This window comes from Bradyrhizobium sp. MI1.4 (assembly GCF_055811315.1).
In genome coordinates this window covers 42,913-59,093 of the sequence record NZ_JBVVPP010000035.1, presented here as the reverse complement: position 1 = coordinate 59,093, position 16,181 = coordinate 42,913, and the positions used below count along the sequence as shown (strand labels likewise).

Below are 16,181 nucleotides of genomic sequence, written 5' to 3'. Positions count from 1 at the left end.
CACACTGATGTCAATGTAGGTGGGACCAATTGCAGAACATTCACGCTTTTCAGAGCGCACGGCTGCAATTTAGTCGGCGTGACTGTAATGCCGACGTAAGTGTAATCGACGTGACCGTAATCAAGGTGCAGTACCGTCAATACGCTTCGTTCGACACCAAGACCTTCGCGTATGACGTCGACAAGCTTTGATGCAACGAAGACTTCTGGAGAGGGGACGATCGCCCCCTCTCCAGAATTTCCGATCGATGCCAGGCTACTTTCCGGAGCCAGCGCCGCCGCCGGCCTGGCTGCCCATGTTATTGGTGTTGCTGCCGCCGGCCGACGGAGTCTGCTTGCCCTTGCTGTCGGCGGCCTCGTTCTGCATGTTCGACGACGCGCCGGTCGTCATGCCCTTGGTCGCGGGGCCCCGCGACGAGGGGCCCACGTCGCCCTGGCCGGATGCGCCTGGGGCGGGTTGTGTCTGAGCGAAGGCGCCGCCGGTCGCCAGCGCCATGATGCATGCGGATGCCAAAATGATCTTCTTCATCTGGTTTCCTCCTGGGTTGACTCGAGGACAACTTGCCCGCGGAGCGGACGTTCCTCACAGGGGGGCGTCGCGAGGATGATGACCAAGCGCGCTGAGGCGCTTGTCGAGGTTCCCTGTGCGGCTCTATCGACGGCAGAGTTTGGAACATCGGGCATCTGGTGTAAGGACGAGGCATGAAAAGGATTATGACTCTCGGAGCGGTTCTGCTCTGGTCCACGATCGCAATCGCGCAGGAGCGCGCCATCACCGTGGCCTCGACGACATCAACGGAACAGTCGGGCCTGTTCGGCTATTTGCTGCCGCTATTCTCGAAGGCCACGGGCATCGACGTGAAGGTCGTGGCCGTCGGCACGGGCCAGGCGCTCGACATCGGACGGCGCGGCGATGCAGACGTCGTGTTCGTCCATGACAAGCCCGCCGAAGACAAGTTCATGTCCGAAGGCGAGGGCGTGAAGCGCTTCGACGTCATGTACAACGACTTCGTCATTGTCGGGCCGAAGAGCGATCCCGCCAAGATCGCCGGCGGCAAGGACGTGGCCGAGGCGCTGCGCAAGATCGCGGCCGTGAAGGCGCCGTTCATCTCGCGCGGCGACAAGTCCGGCACGCACGCGGCCGAACTGCGGCTGTGGAAGGAGGCAGGCATCGACCTCGGTGCCGCCAAGGACAGCTGGTATCGCGAGATCGGGCAGGGCATGGGCCCGGCACTCAACATGGCGTCGTCGTTGAACGCCTATCTCCTGTCGGACCGCGGCACCTGGTTGTCATTCAAGAATCGCGGCGAGCTCGCCGTCCTCACCGAAGGCGACAAGCGGCTGTTCAACCAGTACGGCGTCATGCTGGTCAATCCGGCCAAGCATATGAACGTGAAGGCGCGGGACGGGCAGGCCTTCATCGACTGGCTGATCTCTCCTGGGGGGCAGGAGACCATCGCCGGCTACAAGATCGGGGGCGAGCAGCTATTTTTCCCCGACGCGTCCCACTAGCAGGAAGGCGATGGTCGACACTGCGACGCTGAGTGCGAGCAGGATCAACCCGAGCCCGAGCGCCAGCGGCAGGTCGCCCTTGCTGGTCTCCAGCGCGATCGCCGTCGTCATCGTGCGCGTGAAACCGCGGATGTTGCCGCCGACGATGAGGATGGCGCCGACCTCGGCGATCGCGCGCCCGAAGGCTGCGAGAAAGGCCGTCAGCAGCGAGGTCCGGCCCAGCGCGAACAGCAAGCCGATGCTGCGTAGCGTTGACAGCCCGTCGATCCGCGCCAGGTCGCCATACTCCGCCCACAGCAGGCTCGCCGGCCGGTGCACCAGTGCGACCACGATGGGTGTGGCGAGCAGCGTCTGCGCGACCACCATGGCCGCTGGCGTGAACAACAGGCCGGCGGCCCCGAGCGGGCCGGAGCGCGACAGCAGAAGATAGAGCGCGAGCCCGACCACGACCGGCGGAAGGCCAAGCAAGGCATTGGTCAGGACGATGATGACCTGCCGCCCACGGAACCGGGTGATCGCAAGCAGCGCCCCGAACGGCGCCCCGATCAGAAGGGCGAGGATACTGGCGGTCAGGCTGACGCGCACCGACAGCCCGACGATGCCCAAAAGCTCTGCGTCGGCCTCGCCGATCAGTGTGAATGCGGCGCCGATGGATCGCGCGAAGTCGTTCATCCGTGCCCGAGCTTCGGCGCCCGCCACGATGCCTCGGGTGCGCGGATTTCGGGACTGCGGAGGTGATTCACGTATATTTCCCTGAGGGCATCGTCATGCAAGGCAGCGGCGGAGCGGTTTGGTACCCCGAATTTGACCGGAGATCAAAGCCTTGCGCGGCATGGCCCGAAGTGGCGTTCGGCCTCATCGTTTGACGTTGCCCGATGCGGGGACCGTTGGTGCTCAAATCAAGCCGCGCAGCACTTCAACAAGCCGGGCACACTCGGCCTCCGTCCCGACCGTGATGCGCAGAAAGTCCTCGATGCGCGGCTTTCCGAAATGCCGCACCAGAACGCCACGCTGGCGAAGCGCTGCCGCGAGATCTGCTCCGCTCCGGCTTCGATGGCGCGCGAAAACGAAGTTGGCGAGCGACGGCAGCACATCGAAGCCGAGTTGTCTGAGATCGCGGGCCAAGGTTTCGCGGCTTGCGATGATACGGGCACGGGTGTCTCGGAACCAGCCGTCGTCCTCGATCGCGGCGACGGCGCCGGCGATCGCGAGGCAATCGAGCGGATAGGAGTTGAAGCTGTCCTTCACCCGTTCCAGCGCTTCGATCAGCGGTCGTTGGCCGATTGCAAAACCAACCCGCAGGCCAGCGAGCGAGCGCGACTTCGAGAAAGTCTGGATAACCAGCAGATTGTCGTGGCGTGCAACCAGCGGCACGGCGCTCTCGGCGCCGAAATCGACATAGGCCTCGTCCACCACCACCAGCCGGTCCTGCTGTTCGGCCAGCAGCGATGCGATTGCGTCGCGCTGAAGGGCGATGCCGGTAGGAGCGTTCGGATTGCAGAGGAGGATGGCACTCGATGGTCGCCTGTAGTTGGAGATATCGATCCTCATCGCAGCATCGAGCGGCACCTCGTCATGCGTTATTCCATAGAGGCCGCAATAGACAGGGTAGAAGCTGTAGGTGACGTCGGGGAATAGAAGCGGTGGTTCGTGCTTCAGAAGTGCCTGGAAGGTGTGGGCCAGCACCTCGTCGGAGCCGTTGCCGACGAACACTTGCTCGGGCGCCACATCGCAATGGGCCGCGATGGCCTCGCGCAGGCGCGTTGCGCGCGGATCGGGATAAAGGCGCAGCCGCTCTGCGGCCGATGCGATCCCCGCCAGCACGCGCGGCGAGGGCGGGTAGGGATTCTCGTTGGTATTGAGCTTGACGATGCCGTCCTGCTTGGGCTGCTCGCCGGGGACATAGGGCGAAAGCGTGTGGACGACTGGACTCCAGAAACGGCTCATGAGCTCCAATCCGAATTTGATCGGGGCACAGTAGGGTATGCGGGAGCCCGGTGGAAGTGCGCCTGCGTTCAGCATTGCAGGCAAATCCGCACGAGGCTTACTGCCGGAGACGTTCCCGCAAGCGCGACCCCTATGCTAGGGTCATTGCACCACCGCCCAGAATGAAAAAGAACGAAGGCCGGCGCGCCCCAAGGCGCGCAACGGCCGAAAAGAGAGGAACACATGCCGGGTGCAGCCCTTCCCACCGCCCCCTCGATTCCGAGCGCGCCGGTGACGTCAGCCGTTCTCGACCGCTTGCGGGCCATCGTCGGCGACAAAGGCCTGATCGTGGACGAGCAGGACAAGCTGCCCTTCGTGACCGACTGGCGCGGCACGCTGGCGGGGCAGGCCGCGGCGATCGTGCGTCCGGCCATCACCGCGGAAGTCTCCGCTGTCGTCAAGCTCTGCTACGACAACGGCATTGCCATCGTTCCGCAAGGTGGCAACACCGGCCTGATGGGCGGTGCCACGCCGTGGCCCATGCACCGCGGCATCGTGCTGTCGCTTGGTCGCATGAACCAGGTGCTGAATATCGATCCCGTCGGCTATGCCATGACTGTGGAGGCGGGCTGCATCCTCGAGACGCTTCAGGACACAGCCGCGCGCCACGACCGCCTCTTTCCGCTCAGCCTCGGTGCTCAGGGCTCGTGCATGATCGGAGGCAATCTGTCCACCAATGCTGGCGGCGTGCAGGTGCTGCGTTATGGCAATGCGCGAAATCTGGTGTTGGGTCTCGAGGTCGTGCTGGCTAACGGCGATATCTGGGACGGCCTGCGCGCACTCAAGAAGGACAACACCGGCTATGACCTCAAGCATCTGTTCATGGGCGCCGAAGGGACGCTCGGCATCATCACCAAGGCGGTGCTGAAACTCTGGCCGGCGCCGAAAGACGTGTGCACGGCATGGCTCGCAATTCGCGATCCCAAGGCAGCCATCGACCTTCTGTCGGAGGCGCATGCCGCTTCCGATGACAATGTCGGCTCCTGTGAGCTCATCAGCCGCGCGTGCACCGACATGGTGCTGCGCCACATTCCCGGCACCCAGGATCCCCTCAAGGCCGAGACCGAATGGTATCTCCTTCTCGAATGGTCATCGGCCCGGCCACGACAGGACGGAGGCACGGGCATGTCGGACAGGATGGAGCAGTTCCTGGCCGACCAACTCGAGGCGGGCCGGGTGCTGGATGCGGTGATCGCGCAAACCGAAGCGCAGTCGCGCAACATGTGGCGGATTCGCGAGAGCGTGGCCGAGGCATCGCGCACCGAAGGTCCGGGCTTGAGCTACGACGTGTCGGTGGCGGTCTCCAGGATTCCCGAGTTTATCGCCAGCGGTTTCGAGGCCGTACTCGCAATCCTGCCGGCGATCCGCCCCTATCCGCTCGGCCACATCGGAGACGGCAATGTGCACTTCTCCTTCATGGGTCCGAAGGGCATGGATCTCGGTACACTGTCCCAATATTCCGCGGCCATCACACGGGCCGTCAACGACCTCGTCACCTCCATGGGCGGCTCGATCTCGGCGGAACATGGCATCGGCATTGAGAAGCTCGACGAGCTCCAGCACTATCGCTCTCGGACCGAGCTCGACATCATGCGCACGATCAAGCGGGCGCTCGATCCCAAGAACATCATGAATCCGGGCAAGGTGCTTCGTCTCGGTTGAGCTGTGCCCACCTCAAGTCCGGTGCTCCCGAACGCTCGGCGCTCACGGAGACGGATGCCGCGGATAGGCCGGGCCAAACAGCCGGGGGCGTCAAATCATGCCGTGTGGCGGCCGAAAGGCGGCTTTATTCCCGCCTTGGATGCTTTAAGGAAGGAACAGGATCAGGTCGCACCCGCCCGGGGGCGGTGCTAGACCCTGATGCAGGAACAAAGGGGCGGGCCGGCATGGCACGTCCGCAAGGATGAAGGATTTGAGGCAATGATCCAAAGCGTTGGCATCATCGGGGCAGGCACCATGGGGAACGGCATCGCGCAGATCTGTGCCGCGGCCGGGCTTTCGGTCGTGATGGTCGATATTTCCGATGCGGCAGTGAACCGCGGGATTTCGACGGTTGGCGGCAGCCTCGAGCGCCTGGTCAAGAAGGAGAAGATGTCGGCGGGCGATCGCGACGCCACGCTCAAGCGCATCACCGGCACCACCGACCGCGCCAAGCTCGTCGATTGCGATCTCGTCATCGAGGCCGCGACCGAGAACGAGGAACTCAAGGTCAAGATCCTGAAGGATCTCTGTGCGACGCTGTCGCCACGCACGCTGCTCGCCACGAACACCTCGTCGATCTCGATCACGAAGCTCGCCGCGGCGACCGACCGTCCCGACCGATTCATCGGCATGCACTTCTTCAATCCGGTTCCAGTCATGGCGCTGCTGGAACTCATCCGCGGCTTGCAGACCTCCGACGACACCCACGCCAAGGCGCTCGATTTTGCCAAGCGCGTCGGCAAGGTGGCGATCACGGCCAAGAACAGCCCGGGCTTTGCCGTCAACCGCATCCTTTGTCCGATGATCAACGAGGCGATCTTCGCGCTGCAGGAGGGGATTGCGACGGCGGAAGAGATCGATGCCGGCATGAAGCTCGGCTGCAACCATCCGATCGGCCCGTTGGCGCTCGCCGATCTCGTCGGGCTCGACACCATGTTGTCGGTGATGGAGGTCTTTTACAAAGGCTTCAACGACCCCAAATACCGTCCGGCCCCCTTGCTCAAGGAAATGGTCGATGCCGGCCATCTCGGCCGCAAGACGGGGCAGGGCTTTTATACCTACAGCGCCTGACAACGGCGCGGGCGGCGGGCGTTGAGTGTGCTCGCCGCCAGACACCGCGATTTGCGCTGCGACAAAGACGCCGCGCGCAATCGGCCCGACAATGTCGAACGGGCGGCCTGCGGGAACAACGGAACGGATAACAAGGGACATGTCGGATCGACTGAAGACCGAGCGCGAGGCTGCGACCGCGCGGCGGAATTTGCTGACCCAGGATGCAATCGAGCGCACGGGGATCACCGAAGAGATGATCGGGGAACTCGTCACCCGCTTCTACGGGCGCGTGCGCGAGGATGAGCTGCTGGGGCCGGTGTTCGCGATCGTGCAGAATTGGGACGAGCACCTGGCCAAGCTCCGGGATTTCTGGTCGTCGGTCGTGCTGATGAGCGGCCGCTACCATGGTTCACCGATGCGGGCGCATATTCCACTGAACCTGATCGGGGATCATTTCGACCGCTGGCTCGATTTGTTCGAACAGACGGCGCGCGAGGTCTGCCCGCCGCCGGCAGCCGCGCTCTTCATCGACAGGGCGCGCCGCATCGCCGACAGTTTTGAGATGGCGTCGGCAACGTTGGCCGGACGTATCGCTGCGCCGCGTCACGTGCTCCGCTCCTAGAACACAAAACGCCTGCCTGAGAAATGCGCAGCCGCGCTGATGGCGCTACGATGGCGCCGAGCGTCGGCGCATTGCACCAATACCGGCAGCATTGATCTGATCTGCAAAATCATCATGCCGGTCGCGTAGCGTGACGTTGCAATTAGAAAAATGCGCGTAAATGCGCGTGTTCGCGTTCAATCAGTGCGAGCATAACCATGTGATGCACTGCGGGAAAAAATCTTTGCCTTTTTTTCGGCAGAGTTCCAGCGCCTGCTTGCGGGCATGTCGCGTGCATCGTTCAACACATCCTCTTCATCCTCCGACAACACAGCGGAATCCGACGCTGACACCTGCACGGAGCAAACCCGGCGGGCGCTGTTGATGAATGCGCTGGCCACCACGGCGTGCCTCGCCTGTTCCACGCAGGTCCACGCGGGCGAGGATGCGCCCGGCTCCGACGAACGGCCTCAGAAGGGCGATCTGCTCGTGTTCTCCGAAGGCGATCAGGAGGGAAAGCCCGTCACCGCGGCCGCTCTGTCGGCCGGCGGACCGCCGGTGCATGCCTGGCCGAAAGATCCGAAGACATCGGTCGTGCGCAGCGCCTCGCGCCTCAATGAGATTCTGATCATCCGCCTTGACCCCACCGAGCTCGACGAGCAGACGAAAGCGCGCGCTGTCGACGGCATCCTCGCCTATTCGGCAATCTGCTCGCATGCCGGCTGTCCTGTCACGGCCTGGGTGAAGAGCGATGTCGGCGACAAGGAAGTGCTCAAATGCATGTGCCACAACTCCGAATACGATCCTCGCGCGGGCGCACAGGTCGTGTTCGGGCCGGCGCCGCGACGGCTCGCTGCGCTGCCGCTGGCGCTGGCTGACGGCTCGCTCAGCGTCGCCGGAAACTTCATCGGAAAGGTAGGTGGCGCGCAGCCGGGATGATGGGCGTGCGGGTTGTGCCCGCGTCACGAGAGGCCGCATCCGCCGATTGGCGGACGACGGGACGAACGACAAGAATTCAAAACAAGAATTCAAACGGATAAAAAAGGGGAACGTCCATGACCAGGAAGCAATGGTTACTGTCCGGCTTCGTCGCCTTCACGTGTCTTGCATCGACCGCCGCCATGTCAGGCCCGATCGAGAACTACGCGCCGGTTACCGCGCAGCGGTTGGAAAACCCGGAGCCCGCCAACTGGATGCTTTACCGGCGGACCTATGACGGGCAGGGCTACAGCCCGCTCGACCAGATCAACACCTCGAATGTGAAGAACCTCACCCCGGTCTGGACTTTCGCGACCGGTGTGGTCGAAGGTCACGAGGCGCCGCCGATCGTCAACAACGGCGTGATGTTCGTGGCGACCCCGATGGGCCAGGTGATCGCGCTGAACGCCAAGACCGGCGACGAATATTGGCGCTACAAGCGGCAGCTCCCCGACGACCTGTTCCAGTTGCATCCGACCAGTCGCGGCGTCGGCCTCTGGGAGGACAAGCTCTATCTGGCCACCACCGACGACCATGTCGTCGCGCTCGACGCCAAGACCGGCAAGGTGGTGTGGGACACCAAGGTTCAGGATTACAAGAAGGGCCAGTACATGACCCTGATGCCGCTGATCGTCGACGGCAAGGTCATCGTGGGCGGCTCCGGCGGCGAGTTCGGCGTGCGCGGCTATGTCGCCGCCTATGACGCCAAGGACGGCAAGGAGCTCTGGCGGACCTATACGATTCCGGGCGAAGGCGAACCCGGCCACGACACCTGGCAGGGCGAGGACTGGAAGAACGGCGGCGGCTCGGCCTGGATGACCGGCAATTACGACAAGGACACCAAGACGATCTATTGGGGCGTAGGCAACGCCGCGCCCTGGCCCGGCGAGATGCATCCGGGCGACAATCTCTATACCTCGTCGGTGCTCGCGCTCGATCCGAACACCGGCAAGATCAAGACCTATCATCAGTATCACCAGAACGATTCCTGGGATTGGGATGAGGTCGAAGCGCCGATGTTGATCGACCTGCAACGCGACGGTCGCAACATCAAGAGCCTGGTCCATCCGGGACGCGATGCGATCTTCTGGATACTCGAGCGCACGCCGACCAAGATCAACTACGTCGCCGGTTGGCCGTTCGTCTCCACCGACGTCTGGAAGGGCATCGACGCCGAGAGTGGCAGGCCGATCGTCGATCCCGCGCACAAGCCGATGGTCGGCAAGCGCGTGGAGTTCTGTCCGTCGCTGTGGGGCGGCAAGGATTGGCCCTCGGCGGCCTACAGCCAGAAGACCGGCCTCGTCTACGTGCCCGCCAACGAGAATTTCTGCGGCGGGTTCACCGGCGAGAAGGTTCCGCTCAAGCCCGGCGAACTCTGGCTCGGCACCAAGCCGGAGGACATCGGGCTGAAGACGAAGCCCGGGGCGGATCATTTCGGCGAGCTCCAGGCCTGGGACCCCGTTACGGGCAAGAAGATGTGGCAACACAACTTCCCGAAATCGCAGCTGTTCGGATCGGTGACGGCGACCGCGGGCGATCTCGTCTTCGTGGGCGGCACCAACGACCGCAACTTCCGCGCCTTCAACGCCAAGAGTGGCGAGCTGCTGTGGGAGCAGAAGACCAACTCCGGTATCATGGGCATGCCGGTGTCCTATGAGATCGACGGTACGCAATACATCGCGATCCAGTCGGGATGGGGCGTGGATGCGCAGCGCATCCAGGATGCCCTCGTGACCAACAATATCGGCATCGAAGCCAACGTGCCGCAGGGCGGCGTGATCTGGGTGTTCGCGCTGAAGAAATAGGCTCCGCTGGCGGATCGAAAGAAGCGGAGTGTCAGGGGGCAAATGCGGCGGACGGCAACGTCCGCCGCATTTTGCGTGGGCGTTGTCCCTTCTTCCCCTGCGGGAGAAGGTGGCGCGAAGCGCCGGATGAGGGGTTCTATCCGCGCGTCTCAATGTGCGGACCCGCGCAGGCATACCCCCCACCCACGCGTGATCGTGGCAACTGGCGTCGCTGCCCTCTCCCGCAAGGAAAGAGGGCACATCGATGCGCTTCGGCGAAGAAGTAGAGCCGATAATCGCGATGTCAAAACGCCGATGCTCAGATCGCTACTTCCCCTCGCGCTCGACCTTGTCCTTTTCCTTCTGGTTCATCTCGCGAACCTTGGGATCGGGATTGTGCTGCCCGGTAGTCTGGGTGGTCGAGGGCGGCGTGGCATTGGCGTTGGGCAGCGAGTTCTGGTCCGGCGTGCTGGGGCGCGTCGCCGTTGTCGGCGGCGTGGTGTTGCTCTGGGCGTATGCGCCAGTGGCCGTCAAAAGAAAGGCGCTCGACAGCAACGAGACTGCGAGCGCCTTTGGGATATGGGTCATCGATCTGCTCCTGTCAGATCGATGCAAACGGCGCGAGGCCGCCTTGTGTTCCCGCCTTTACGCTTCCAATTGCTTGCCGAGCGGAAGGCTGCGGATGCGCTTTCCGGTCGCGGCGAAGATGGCGTTCATCAGCGCCGGCGCGAATGGCGGGACGCCAGGCTCGCCCACGCCGCTCGGCGGCGTGTCGGGTCCTGGCGGCACGATGTAGACGTTGGTCACGGCAGGGGATTCGTCGATCCTGAGGACCTGGAAGTCGTCGAAGTTCTTCTGCTGCACCTTGCCGTCCTTGAAGGTGATCTCGCCGTATTTGGCGAGACTGAGCCCCATGATCGCCGCGCCCTCGATCTGGGAGGCGATGCGCTCGGGGTTGACATAGGTGCCGCAGTCGATGGCGGTGTCCACCCGCGGCACCGCCAGCTTGCCCTTGTCGTCGACGGCCACCTCGACGATGGTCGCGATATAGCTGACGAAGCTGCGGTGCACGGCGATGCCGAGGCCATGGCCCTTCGGCACTTGACGGCCCCATTCGCCCTTCTCGGCGACCAGCTCGACCACCTTGCGCAGGCGCGCGGTGTCGATCGGATAGCTGTCCAAGGGCTCGCCGTAGTTCCACATGTCCTTCACGGCGGGCTTGACGATGCGCGGGCTCCCGATCAGCGCGAGCAGCGTCTCCTTCTGGTCGCGGCCGGTCGCATGGGCGATCTCGCCCACCATCGACTGGACCGCGAAGGCGCGCGGGATGTTCGAGACCGAGCGGAACCAGCCGATGCGGGTGAACGCCGCGGCTTCCGGGTTCTCGCAGGAGATGTTAGCGATCTCGAACGGCATGTCGACGAGGCCCATGCCGAGCTCGAAGGGCGCCTCATGCTTTGCACCCGCCGCGAACGTCGAGGCGATGCTCGGGGCCACGCTGCGATGGCGCCAGGCGATCACCTTGCCGCTCTTGTCGAGCCCCGCCTCGATCCGTTCCACGGAGACCGTGTGCAGGAAATCGTGGCGGACGTCGTCCTCGCGCGTCCACTGCACCTTGACGGGTACGCCGAGCTCCTTCGACAGCAACGCGGCCTCGAGCGCAAAGTCGCATTTCGACTTGCGGCCGAAACCGCCGCCGAGCAGCGTGACGTTGACCGTGACATTGCCCTCGGGAATGCCGAGCGTCTTCGCGACGTCCTCGCGCGTACCGCCCGGGCTTTGCACCGGCGCCCAGATCTCCGCCTTGTCACCCTTGACGTCGGCGACCGCCACCGGCGGCTCCATGCTGACATGAGCAAGATGCGGCAGATAATATTCGCCGACGACGACCTTGTCGGCGCCCTTCAGAGCAGCCTCGGCATCGCCTTCCTGGCGCACCACAAGGCCCGGCTTGCGCGAGGCCTCCTCGAGCTCCTTGCGGTAGGCGACGGAATCGTATTTGCCGTTGGCGCCATCGTCCCAGGTCAGCTTCAGCGCGTCGCGACCCTTGATCGCCGCGCCGGTATTGCGCGCGATCACGGCAACGCCGCCGAGCGGCTGGAATTTCGACGGCCACGGCCAGCCGCGCACCTCCATCACCTTCTCCACGCCCGGGACCTTCAACGCCGCGTCCGGATCGAACGAGACCAACTTGCCGCCGGTCACCGGCGGGCGCGCGATCACGGCATACTTCATGCCAGGCAGCCGCACGTCGGCGCCGTAACGCGCTTTGCCGGTGGTGATGTCATGGAGATCGACGATGCCGATCTGGCCCTTGCCGAGATAGCGGAAGTCCTTGGGGTCCTTCAGCTTGAGCCCTTCGATGCTCGGGACCGACTCCTTGGCAGCGTCGGCTGCGAGCTCGCCGAACCCGAGCTTGCGGCTCGTCGCGCTGTGGACGACTTCGTGATTGACGGCCTTGACCTCGGTTGCCGGCACACCCCAGCGTTTCGCGGCGGCCTGCTCAAGCATGGTACGGGCGGAGGCACCGATCTGGCGCATCGGCATCAGATAATGCCGCGTGCTGCGCGAGCCGTCGGTGTCCTGGTTGCCGAACTTGACCTCGTCGCCATGGGCCTGTTCCACCTTGACCCGTGACCAGTCGGCTTCCATCTCCTCGGCCACGATCAGCGGCAGGCTGGTGCGCACGCCCGTTCCCATCTCGGCGCGGTGGGCGAGGATGGTGACGGTGCCGTCGGGCGCGACCGCGACGAATACGCGCGGATCGACCACGACGCCGTGCGGCATCTTGCCGGCGCCGGTCTCGTAGGCGAACGCCTGGCGCGACATCACGGGCGCCGCGAGCACAAAGCCGCCGGTGATGCCGAGCCCCTTCAGGATGCTGCGGCGCGAAACCTTCTCGACCTTGATGTTCTTCTCGAAGCCACGAAGCTTCTTCGGGTTGTCGATGAAATTCATGTCACACTCCCGTCGATGCGAGATGGACCGCATTCTCGATGCGCTGGTAGCAGCCGCAGCGGCAGATGTTGCCGGACATCGCCTCGCGGATCTGGTCGTGCGACGGCTTCGGGTTGTCCATCAGCAGCGCAGCCGCCTGCATGATCTGGCCCGCCTGGCAGAAGCCGCACTGGGGTACGTTGACCTGACGCCAGGCCTTCTGCACCGGGTGATCGCCGTTCGGATGCAGTCCCTCGATCGTCGTGATCTCGCGGCCGGCGACGTCGTTGATCGACGTGATGCAGGCGCGCACGGCTTCCTTGTCGACGATAACGGTGCAGGCGCCGCACAGGGCCTGGCCACAGCCGAACTTGGTGCCGGTCAGCCCGGCCTCGTCGCGCAGGAACCAGAGTAGCGGGAGATCCGGGTCGCCGTCCCAGCTCTGTTCCTGGCCATTGATCTTCACCTTGATCATGATCGTCCCTCGCTCTTCATAAGCTTGCCGATTTCAGATTTTCCAGATGCCGGTCGGTGCAATGCCCGCTGCGCGGCGTCGCGTTCCAGCCGTCCTCCCGCGCGGGCAGATCCCGGCAGGACTCAGAGGAATGCCAATGTCATGTCCGGATGTGCTCGATACCTCCCGTCGTGTTCTTGATTATTGAATTTCGCGCGGCATCGTCACGACGCGATCGTAGCAGGATCGCTTCGGTCTGGCGTTCACAGCCAAGTGTTTTCCAATCAGCTGTTCTCGACGGGAAAAGATTGCAACGAAGGTTTGTCAAAAGCAGGGCGCCCCATCGCGCCGCGCGCCTCTCGAGATGGGCGCAGTAAAAAAAGAGCTTCGTCCGCCAGAAGACCTGTGCGGACGAAGCAGGATGCCTCAGTCGAGGGAGGGAGAAACGCAGGCCGCGGACTTCAAGCCGGAAGCCGGCGGCCCTGCGCAGTCATTCAGAGACCAGGACTGAGGGAGCTGACGGTCCCCACACAAGTGCAATTGAGAAGCGGCGGCATCGCCGCGATTGTCCCGGGCCGGCTCCGTCCGCTCGCTGGGGGTGGTGGAACGCGAGCGGACGGGCGCGGCAAACGTCAGGCGACCTTTGCTCAGGCGGCCTTTGCTTAAGCGGCCTTGGCTTTCGCCACGTGGGTCGCGATCGCGTCCATCAGCGCCGGCGACAGGCAATCATAGGGCTCAAGTCCAAGCTCCTTGAACCGAGCCCGTATTCCGCCCATCTGCTCCGGCTTCACGCCCGATTCGATCACGGACGAGACGAAGGCGGCGAATTGCGGCGCCTGCGAACCCTGCTCCTGGAACAGTTCGGGGTGGATGAAGTCGAGGCCGTAGAACGGGTGATCCTTGTTCTCGATGCGGCCGTACATGTGCGTGCCGCAGGCCTTGCAGGCGTAGCGTTGGATCGTCGCCGATGGATCGACGATCTGGAGCTTGTCGCCGTTCTCGAGCACGGTGACGTTCTGGCGGGGTACCACGGCGACGACGGAGAAATTCGCCCCCTGCGGTTTCCAGCACTTGGTGCAGCCACAGGCGTGATTATGCGCGACGTCGCCCTTGACGGCGACCTTGACCTGATGGTCCTTGCATTTGCATGCGAGCGTGCCGCCGGCGAAGCTGCCGCTGCCCTGTTTGATGCCGTTATCGATCGAGGGATGGAGTGCAACAGTCATGGGTCGATCCTCCTTGGGGTGACGCTTTTCGAACTAGAACACGACGACTGAACGGATGGACTTGCCCTCATGCATCAGGTCGAAGCCTTTGTTGATGTCTTCGAGCTTGAGCGTGTGGGTAATCATCGGGTCGATCTGGATCTTTCCGTTCATGTACCAGTCGACAATCTTCGGCACGTCGGTGCGGCCCCGCGCGCCGCCGAAGGCGGTGCCGCGCCAGTTTCGCCCGGTGACGAGCTGGAACGGGCGGGTCGCGATCTCCTTGCCGGATTCGGCAACGCCGATGATGATCGAGGTGCCCCAGCCGCGATGGCAGGCTTCCAGCGCCTGGCGCATCACTGTGGTGTTGCCGGTGCAGTCGAAGGTATAGTCGGCGCCGCCGTCGGTCAGGGTCACGAGATGCGGGACGATGTCGCCGGTGATCTTCTTGGGATTGACGAAATCGGTCATGCCGAACCGGCGCCCCCATTCCTCCTTGGAGTCGTTGATGTCGACGCCGATGATCTTGTCCGCGCCAGCCATCTTGGCGCCCTGGATCACGTTCAGGCCGATGCCGCCGAGGCCGAACACGACCACGTTGGAGCCCGGCTCGACCTTGGCGGTGTTGACGACGGCGCCGACGCCCGTGGTGACGCCGCAGCCGATGTAGCAGCTCTTGTCGAACGGCGCGTCCTCGCGGATCTTGGCGACCGCGATCTCCGGCAGCACGGTGAAGTTCGAGAAGGTCGAGCAGCCCATGTAGTGGTAGATCGGCTTGCCTTTGTAGGAGAAGCGGCTGGTACCATCGGGCATGACGCCTTTGCCCTGCGTCGCGCGAATCGCGGTGCAGAGATTGGTCTTCTGGCTGAGGCAGCTTTTGCATTGCCGGCATTCCGGCGTGTAGAGCGGGATGACATGGTCGCCCGGCTTCACCGAGGTCACGCCAGCACCGATCTCGCGGATGATGCCCGCGCCCTCATGGCCCAGGATCGACGGGAAAATTCCCTCGCTGTCGAAGCCGTCGAGCGTGTAGGCGTCGGTATGGCAGATGCCCGTCGCCTTGATCTCGACCAGGACTTCGCCGACCTTTGGTCCTTCCAGATCGACTTCGACGATCTCGAGCGGCTTCTTGGCTTCGAAAGCGACGGCGGCACGTGTCTTCATCTTAAGCTCCTCAATTCCAGCAGGGCGCCCAGATCCAGGTCTGGTCGGGCTCCGCACGTTCATTTCTTGCCCATGCACGAATCTTCGTTCTTGGTATAGGCGTCGTTCTTGTCCTCGTGCTTGCCGGGTCTTGTGCGGCCCCAGGCCTCGTTGGAGCGGGCGCGCAGGTAGACGTAGAGATCGTCCATGTAGCAGGCGACGTTCGGGTTATCGCCGAAGGCCGGCATCACGTTCTCTGCGGCAGTCGAGATGTTCTTGCGGCCGGAGGCGACGACGCCGAGAAAATCGGCATAGCTCATCGTCTTCAGCGAATCCTTCAACGCCGGGGCGTAGGTCGAGCCCATGCCATCTGGGCCGTGACACACATGGCAGTCCGAGTGATAGCGGCGGTATCCGGAATAGGTGTACCAATCGACGGATCCGTCGGTGATCTTGTAGGTTGGGTTGCCTTCCTTGTCGGACCATTCGCCGGTTTCGTTCTGCTTGACGGCGGTCGGGTCACCTGAGCCGTCCGCGACGGCAATTCCCCCGGACGCGACCAAGAACATCGCAGCAATGGCAGAGCAGATTTTACGCAAGAGATTTTCCTCGGAAGGCATTCGGTGAGACGAGCCGGGGGGGGGGGGGGGTGGCCCCGCCGGGGGGGGGGGGGGGGGGGGGGGTTGGGGGGTGGGGGGGGGGGGGGGGGGGGGGGGGGGGGGGGGGGGGGGGGGTGGCGTGTGGGGGGGGGGGGGGGGGCGGCGGCGGCGGGGGGGGGCCGCGCCGCGCCAGGCCAACGCACACACCCCCCCCCAGACCCGCCGAAAA

Annotated in this window: 16 protein-coding genes; 6 read left to right on the top strand and 10 right to left on the bottom strand. The window is 63.9% G+C overall.

Annotated elements, in window-relative coordinates:
• Positions 1-255 precede the first annotated feature (255 nt).
• Entirely contained in the window at positions 256-528 is a 273-nt protein-coding gene (locus AC0L23_RS28270; RefSeq protein WP_085384851.1) for a hypothetical protein, read from the bottom strand.
• 173 nt (positions 529-701) lie between these two features.
• On the opposite strand from AC0L23_RS28270, the gene AC0L23_RS28265 reads away from it, so the two are divergent.
• Positions 702-1,511, top strand: a complete 810-nt coding sequence (locus AC0L23_RS28265; RefSeq protein ID WP_085384850.1) for an ABC transporter substrate-binding protein — start codon at positions 702-704, stop codon at positions 1,509-1,511.
• Here the strand turns inward: AC0L23_RS28265 and AC0L23_RS28260 are convergent.
• Together AC0L23_RS28260 and hisC are read right to left on the bottom strand one after the other, a co-directional pair.
• The gene (locus AC0L23_RS28260; protein ID WP_085384849.1) at positions 1,485-2,183 is read right to left on the bottom strand and encodes an ABC transporter permease; all 699 of its coding nucleotides are present in this window, start codon (positions 2,181-2,183) and stop codon (positions 1,485-1,487) included. The two genes, AC0L23_RS28265 and AC0L23_RS28260, sit on opposite strands and share 27 nt — an antisense overlap.
• A 222-nt stretch (positions 2,184-2,405) precedes the next feature.
• Positions 2,406-3,458, bottom strand: a complete 1,053-nt coding sequence (gene hisC, locus AC0L23_RS28255) for a histidinol-phosphate transaminase (protein WP_085384862.1) — start codon at positions 3,456-3,458, stop codon at positions 2,406-2,408.
• A 222-nt stretch (positions 3,459-3,680) separates the two neighbouring features.
• Between hisC and AC0L23_RS28250 the strand changes: the two genes are divergently transcribed.
• From AC0L23_RS28250 to AC0L23_RS28230, 5 genes are all read left to right on the top strand, one after another.
• Positions 3,681-5,159 (top strand): FAD-binding oxidoreductase, encoded by a 1,479-nt coding sequence (locus AC0L23_RS28250; protein WP_085384848.1) that lies wholly within the window; start codon positions 3,681-3,683, stop codon positions 5,157-5,159.
• 258 nt (positions 5,160-5,417) lie between these two features.
• The gene (locus AC0L23_RS28245) at positions 5,418-6,269 is read left to right on the top strand and encodes a 3-hydroxybutyryl-CoA dehydrogenase (protein ID WP_085350558.1); all 852 of its coding nucleotides are present in this window, start codon (positions 5,418-5,420) and stop codon (positions 6,267-6,269) included.
• A 139-nt stretch (positions 6,270-6,408) separates the two neighbouring features.
• Entirely contained in the window at positions 6,409-6,873 is a 465-nt protein-coding gene (locus tag AC0L23_RS28240; RefSeq protein ID WP_085350559.1) for a group III truncated hemoglobin, read from the top strand.
• A 264-nt stretch (positions 6,874-7,137) separates the two neighbouring features.
• Positions 7,138-7,791 (top strand): QcrA and Rieske domain-containing protein, encoded by a 654-nt coding sequence (locus AC0L23_RS28235; protein ID WP_085384847.1) that lies wholly within the window; start codon positions 7,138-7,140, stop codon positions 7,789-7,791.
• 116 nt (positions 7,792-7,907) lie between these two features.
• Positions 7,908-9,635, top strand: a complete 1,728-nt coding sequence (locus AC0L23_RS28230) for a methanol/ethanol family PQQ-dependent dehydrogenase (RefSeq protein WP_018460311.1) — start codon at positions 7,908-7,910, stop codon at positions 9,633-9,635.
• A gap of 306 nt (positions 9,636-9,941) precedes the next feature.
• On the opposite strand, the gene AC0L23_RS28225 is transcribed toward AC0L23_RS28230, so the two are convergent.
• The 7 genes from AC0L23_RS28225 to AC0L23_RS28195 all read right to left on the bottom strand — a co-directional run.
• Positions 9,942-10,202 (bottom strand): hypothetical protein, encoded by a 261-nt coding sequence (locus AC0L23_RS28225; protein ID WP_018460310.1) that lies wholly within the window; start codon positions 10,200-10,202, stop codon positions 9,942-9,944.
• Between the two features lie 57 nt (positions 10,203-10,259).
• On the bottom strand, positions 10,260-12,572 hold the full coding sequence (locus tag AC0L23_RS28220; protein ID WP_085384846.1) for a xanthine dehydrogenase family protein molybdopterin-binding subunit: 2,313 nt from the start codon (positions 12,570-12,572) through the stop codon (positions 10,260-10,262).
• 1 nt (position 12,573) lies between these two features.
• Complete coding sequence (locus AC0L23_RS28215) at positions 12,574-13,026, bottom strand: (2Fe-2S)-binding protein (protein ID WP_007601363.1); 453 nt, start codon at positions 13,024-13,026, stop codon at positions 12,574-12,576.
• 641 nt (positions 13,027-13,667) lie between these two features.
• Positions 13,668-14,231, bottom strand: a complete 564-nt coding sequence (gene gfa / locus AC0L23_RS28210) for an S-(hydroxymethyl)glutathione synthase (protein WP_018460308.1) — start codon at positions 14,229-14,231, stop codon at positions 13,668-13,670.
• A 33-nt stretch (positions 14,232-14,264) separates the two neighbouring features.
• Positions 14,265-15,374: an S-(hydroxymethyl)glutathione dehydrogenase/class III alcohol dehydrogenase gene (locus tag AC0L23_RS28205; protein ID WP_018460307.1), complete on the bottom strand. Its 1,110-nt coding sequence runs from the start codon at positions 15,372-15,374 to the stop codon at positions 14,265-14,267.
• Positions 15,375-15,433: 59 nt separating this feature from the next.
• Entirely contained in the window at positions 15,434-15,922 is a 489-nt protein-coding gene (locus AC0L23_RS28200) for a c-type cytochrome, methanol metabolism-related (protein WP_007601366.1), read from the bottom strand.
• Positions 15,923-15,944: 22 nt separating this feature from the next.
• Positions 15,945-16,181, bottom strand: a 237-nt coding sequence (locus AC0L23_RS28195) for a hypothetical protein (RefSeq protein WP_473357558.1), incomplete at its 5' end; no start/stop codon positions are given.

What these genes read in the sequence shown, in the direction of transcription:
- hisC (WP_085384862.1), bottom strand. Translation starts at nt 3,458, where the DNA reads ATGAGCCGTTTCTGGAGTCCAGTCGTCCACACGCTTTCGCCCTATGTC.
- AC0L23_RS28205 (WP_018460307.1), bottom strand. Translation starts at nt 15,374, where the DNA reads ATGAAGACACGTGCCGCCGTCGCTTTCGAAGCCAAGAAGCCGCTCGAG.
- AC0L23_RS28235 (WP_085384847.1), top strand. Translation starts at nt 7,138, where the DNA reads ATGTCGCGTGCATCGTTCAACACATCCTCTTCATCCTCCGACAACACA.
- AC0L23_RS28230 (WP_018460311.1), top strand. Translation starts at nt 7,908, where the DNA reads ATGACCAGGAAGCAATGGTTACTGTCCGGCTTCGTCGCCTTCACGTGT.
- AC0L23_RS28240 (WP_085350559.1), top strand. Translation starts at nt 6,409, where the DNA reads ATGTCGGATCGACTGAAGACCGAGCGCGAGGCTGCGACCGCGCGGCGG.
- AC0L23_RS28245 (WP_085350558.1), top strand. Translation starts at nt 5,418, where the DNA reads ATGATCCAAAGCGTTGGCATCATCGGGGCAGGCACCATGGGGAACGGC.
- AC0L23_RS28250 (WP_085384848.1), top strand. Translation starts at nt 3,681, where the DNA reads ATGCCGGGTGCAGCCCTTCCCACCGCCCCCTCGATTCCGAGCGCGCCG.
- gfa (WP_018460308.1), bottom strand. Translation starts at nt 14,231, where the DNA reads ATGACTGTTGCACTCCATCCCTCGATCGATAACGGCATCAAACAGGGC.
- AC0L23_RS28260 (WP_085384849.1), bottom strand. Translation starts at nt 2,183, where the DNA reads ATGAACGACTTCGCGCGATCCATCGGCGCCGCATTCACACTGATCGGC.
- AC0L23_RS28270 (WP_085384851.1), bottom strand. Translation starts at nt 528, where the DNA reads ATGAAGAAGATCATTTTGGCATCCGCATGCATCATGGCGCTGGCGACC.
- AC0L23_RS28200 (WP_007601366.1), bottom strand. Translation starts at nt 15,922, where the DNA reads ATGTTCTTGGTCGCGTCCGGGGGAATTGCCGTCGCGGACGGCTCAGGT.
- AC0L23_RS28265 (WP_085384850.1), top strand. Translation starts at nt 702, where the DNA reads ATGAAAAGGATTATGACTCTCGGAGCGGTTCTGCTCTGGTCCACGATC.
- AC0L23_RS28215 (WP_007601363.1), bottom strand. Translation starts at nt 13,026, where the DNA reads ATGATCAAGGTGAAGATCAATGGCCAGGAACAGAGCTGGGACGGCGAC.
- AC0L23_RS28220 (WP_085384846.1), bottom strand. Translation starts at nt 12,572, where the DNA reads ATGAATTTCATCGACAACCCGAAGAAGCTTCGTGGCTTCGAGAAGAAC.
- AC0L23_RS28225 (WP_018460310.1), bottom strand. Translation starts at nt 10,202, where the DNA reads ATGACCCATATCCCAAAGGCGCTCGCAGTCTCGTTGCTGTCGAGCGCC.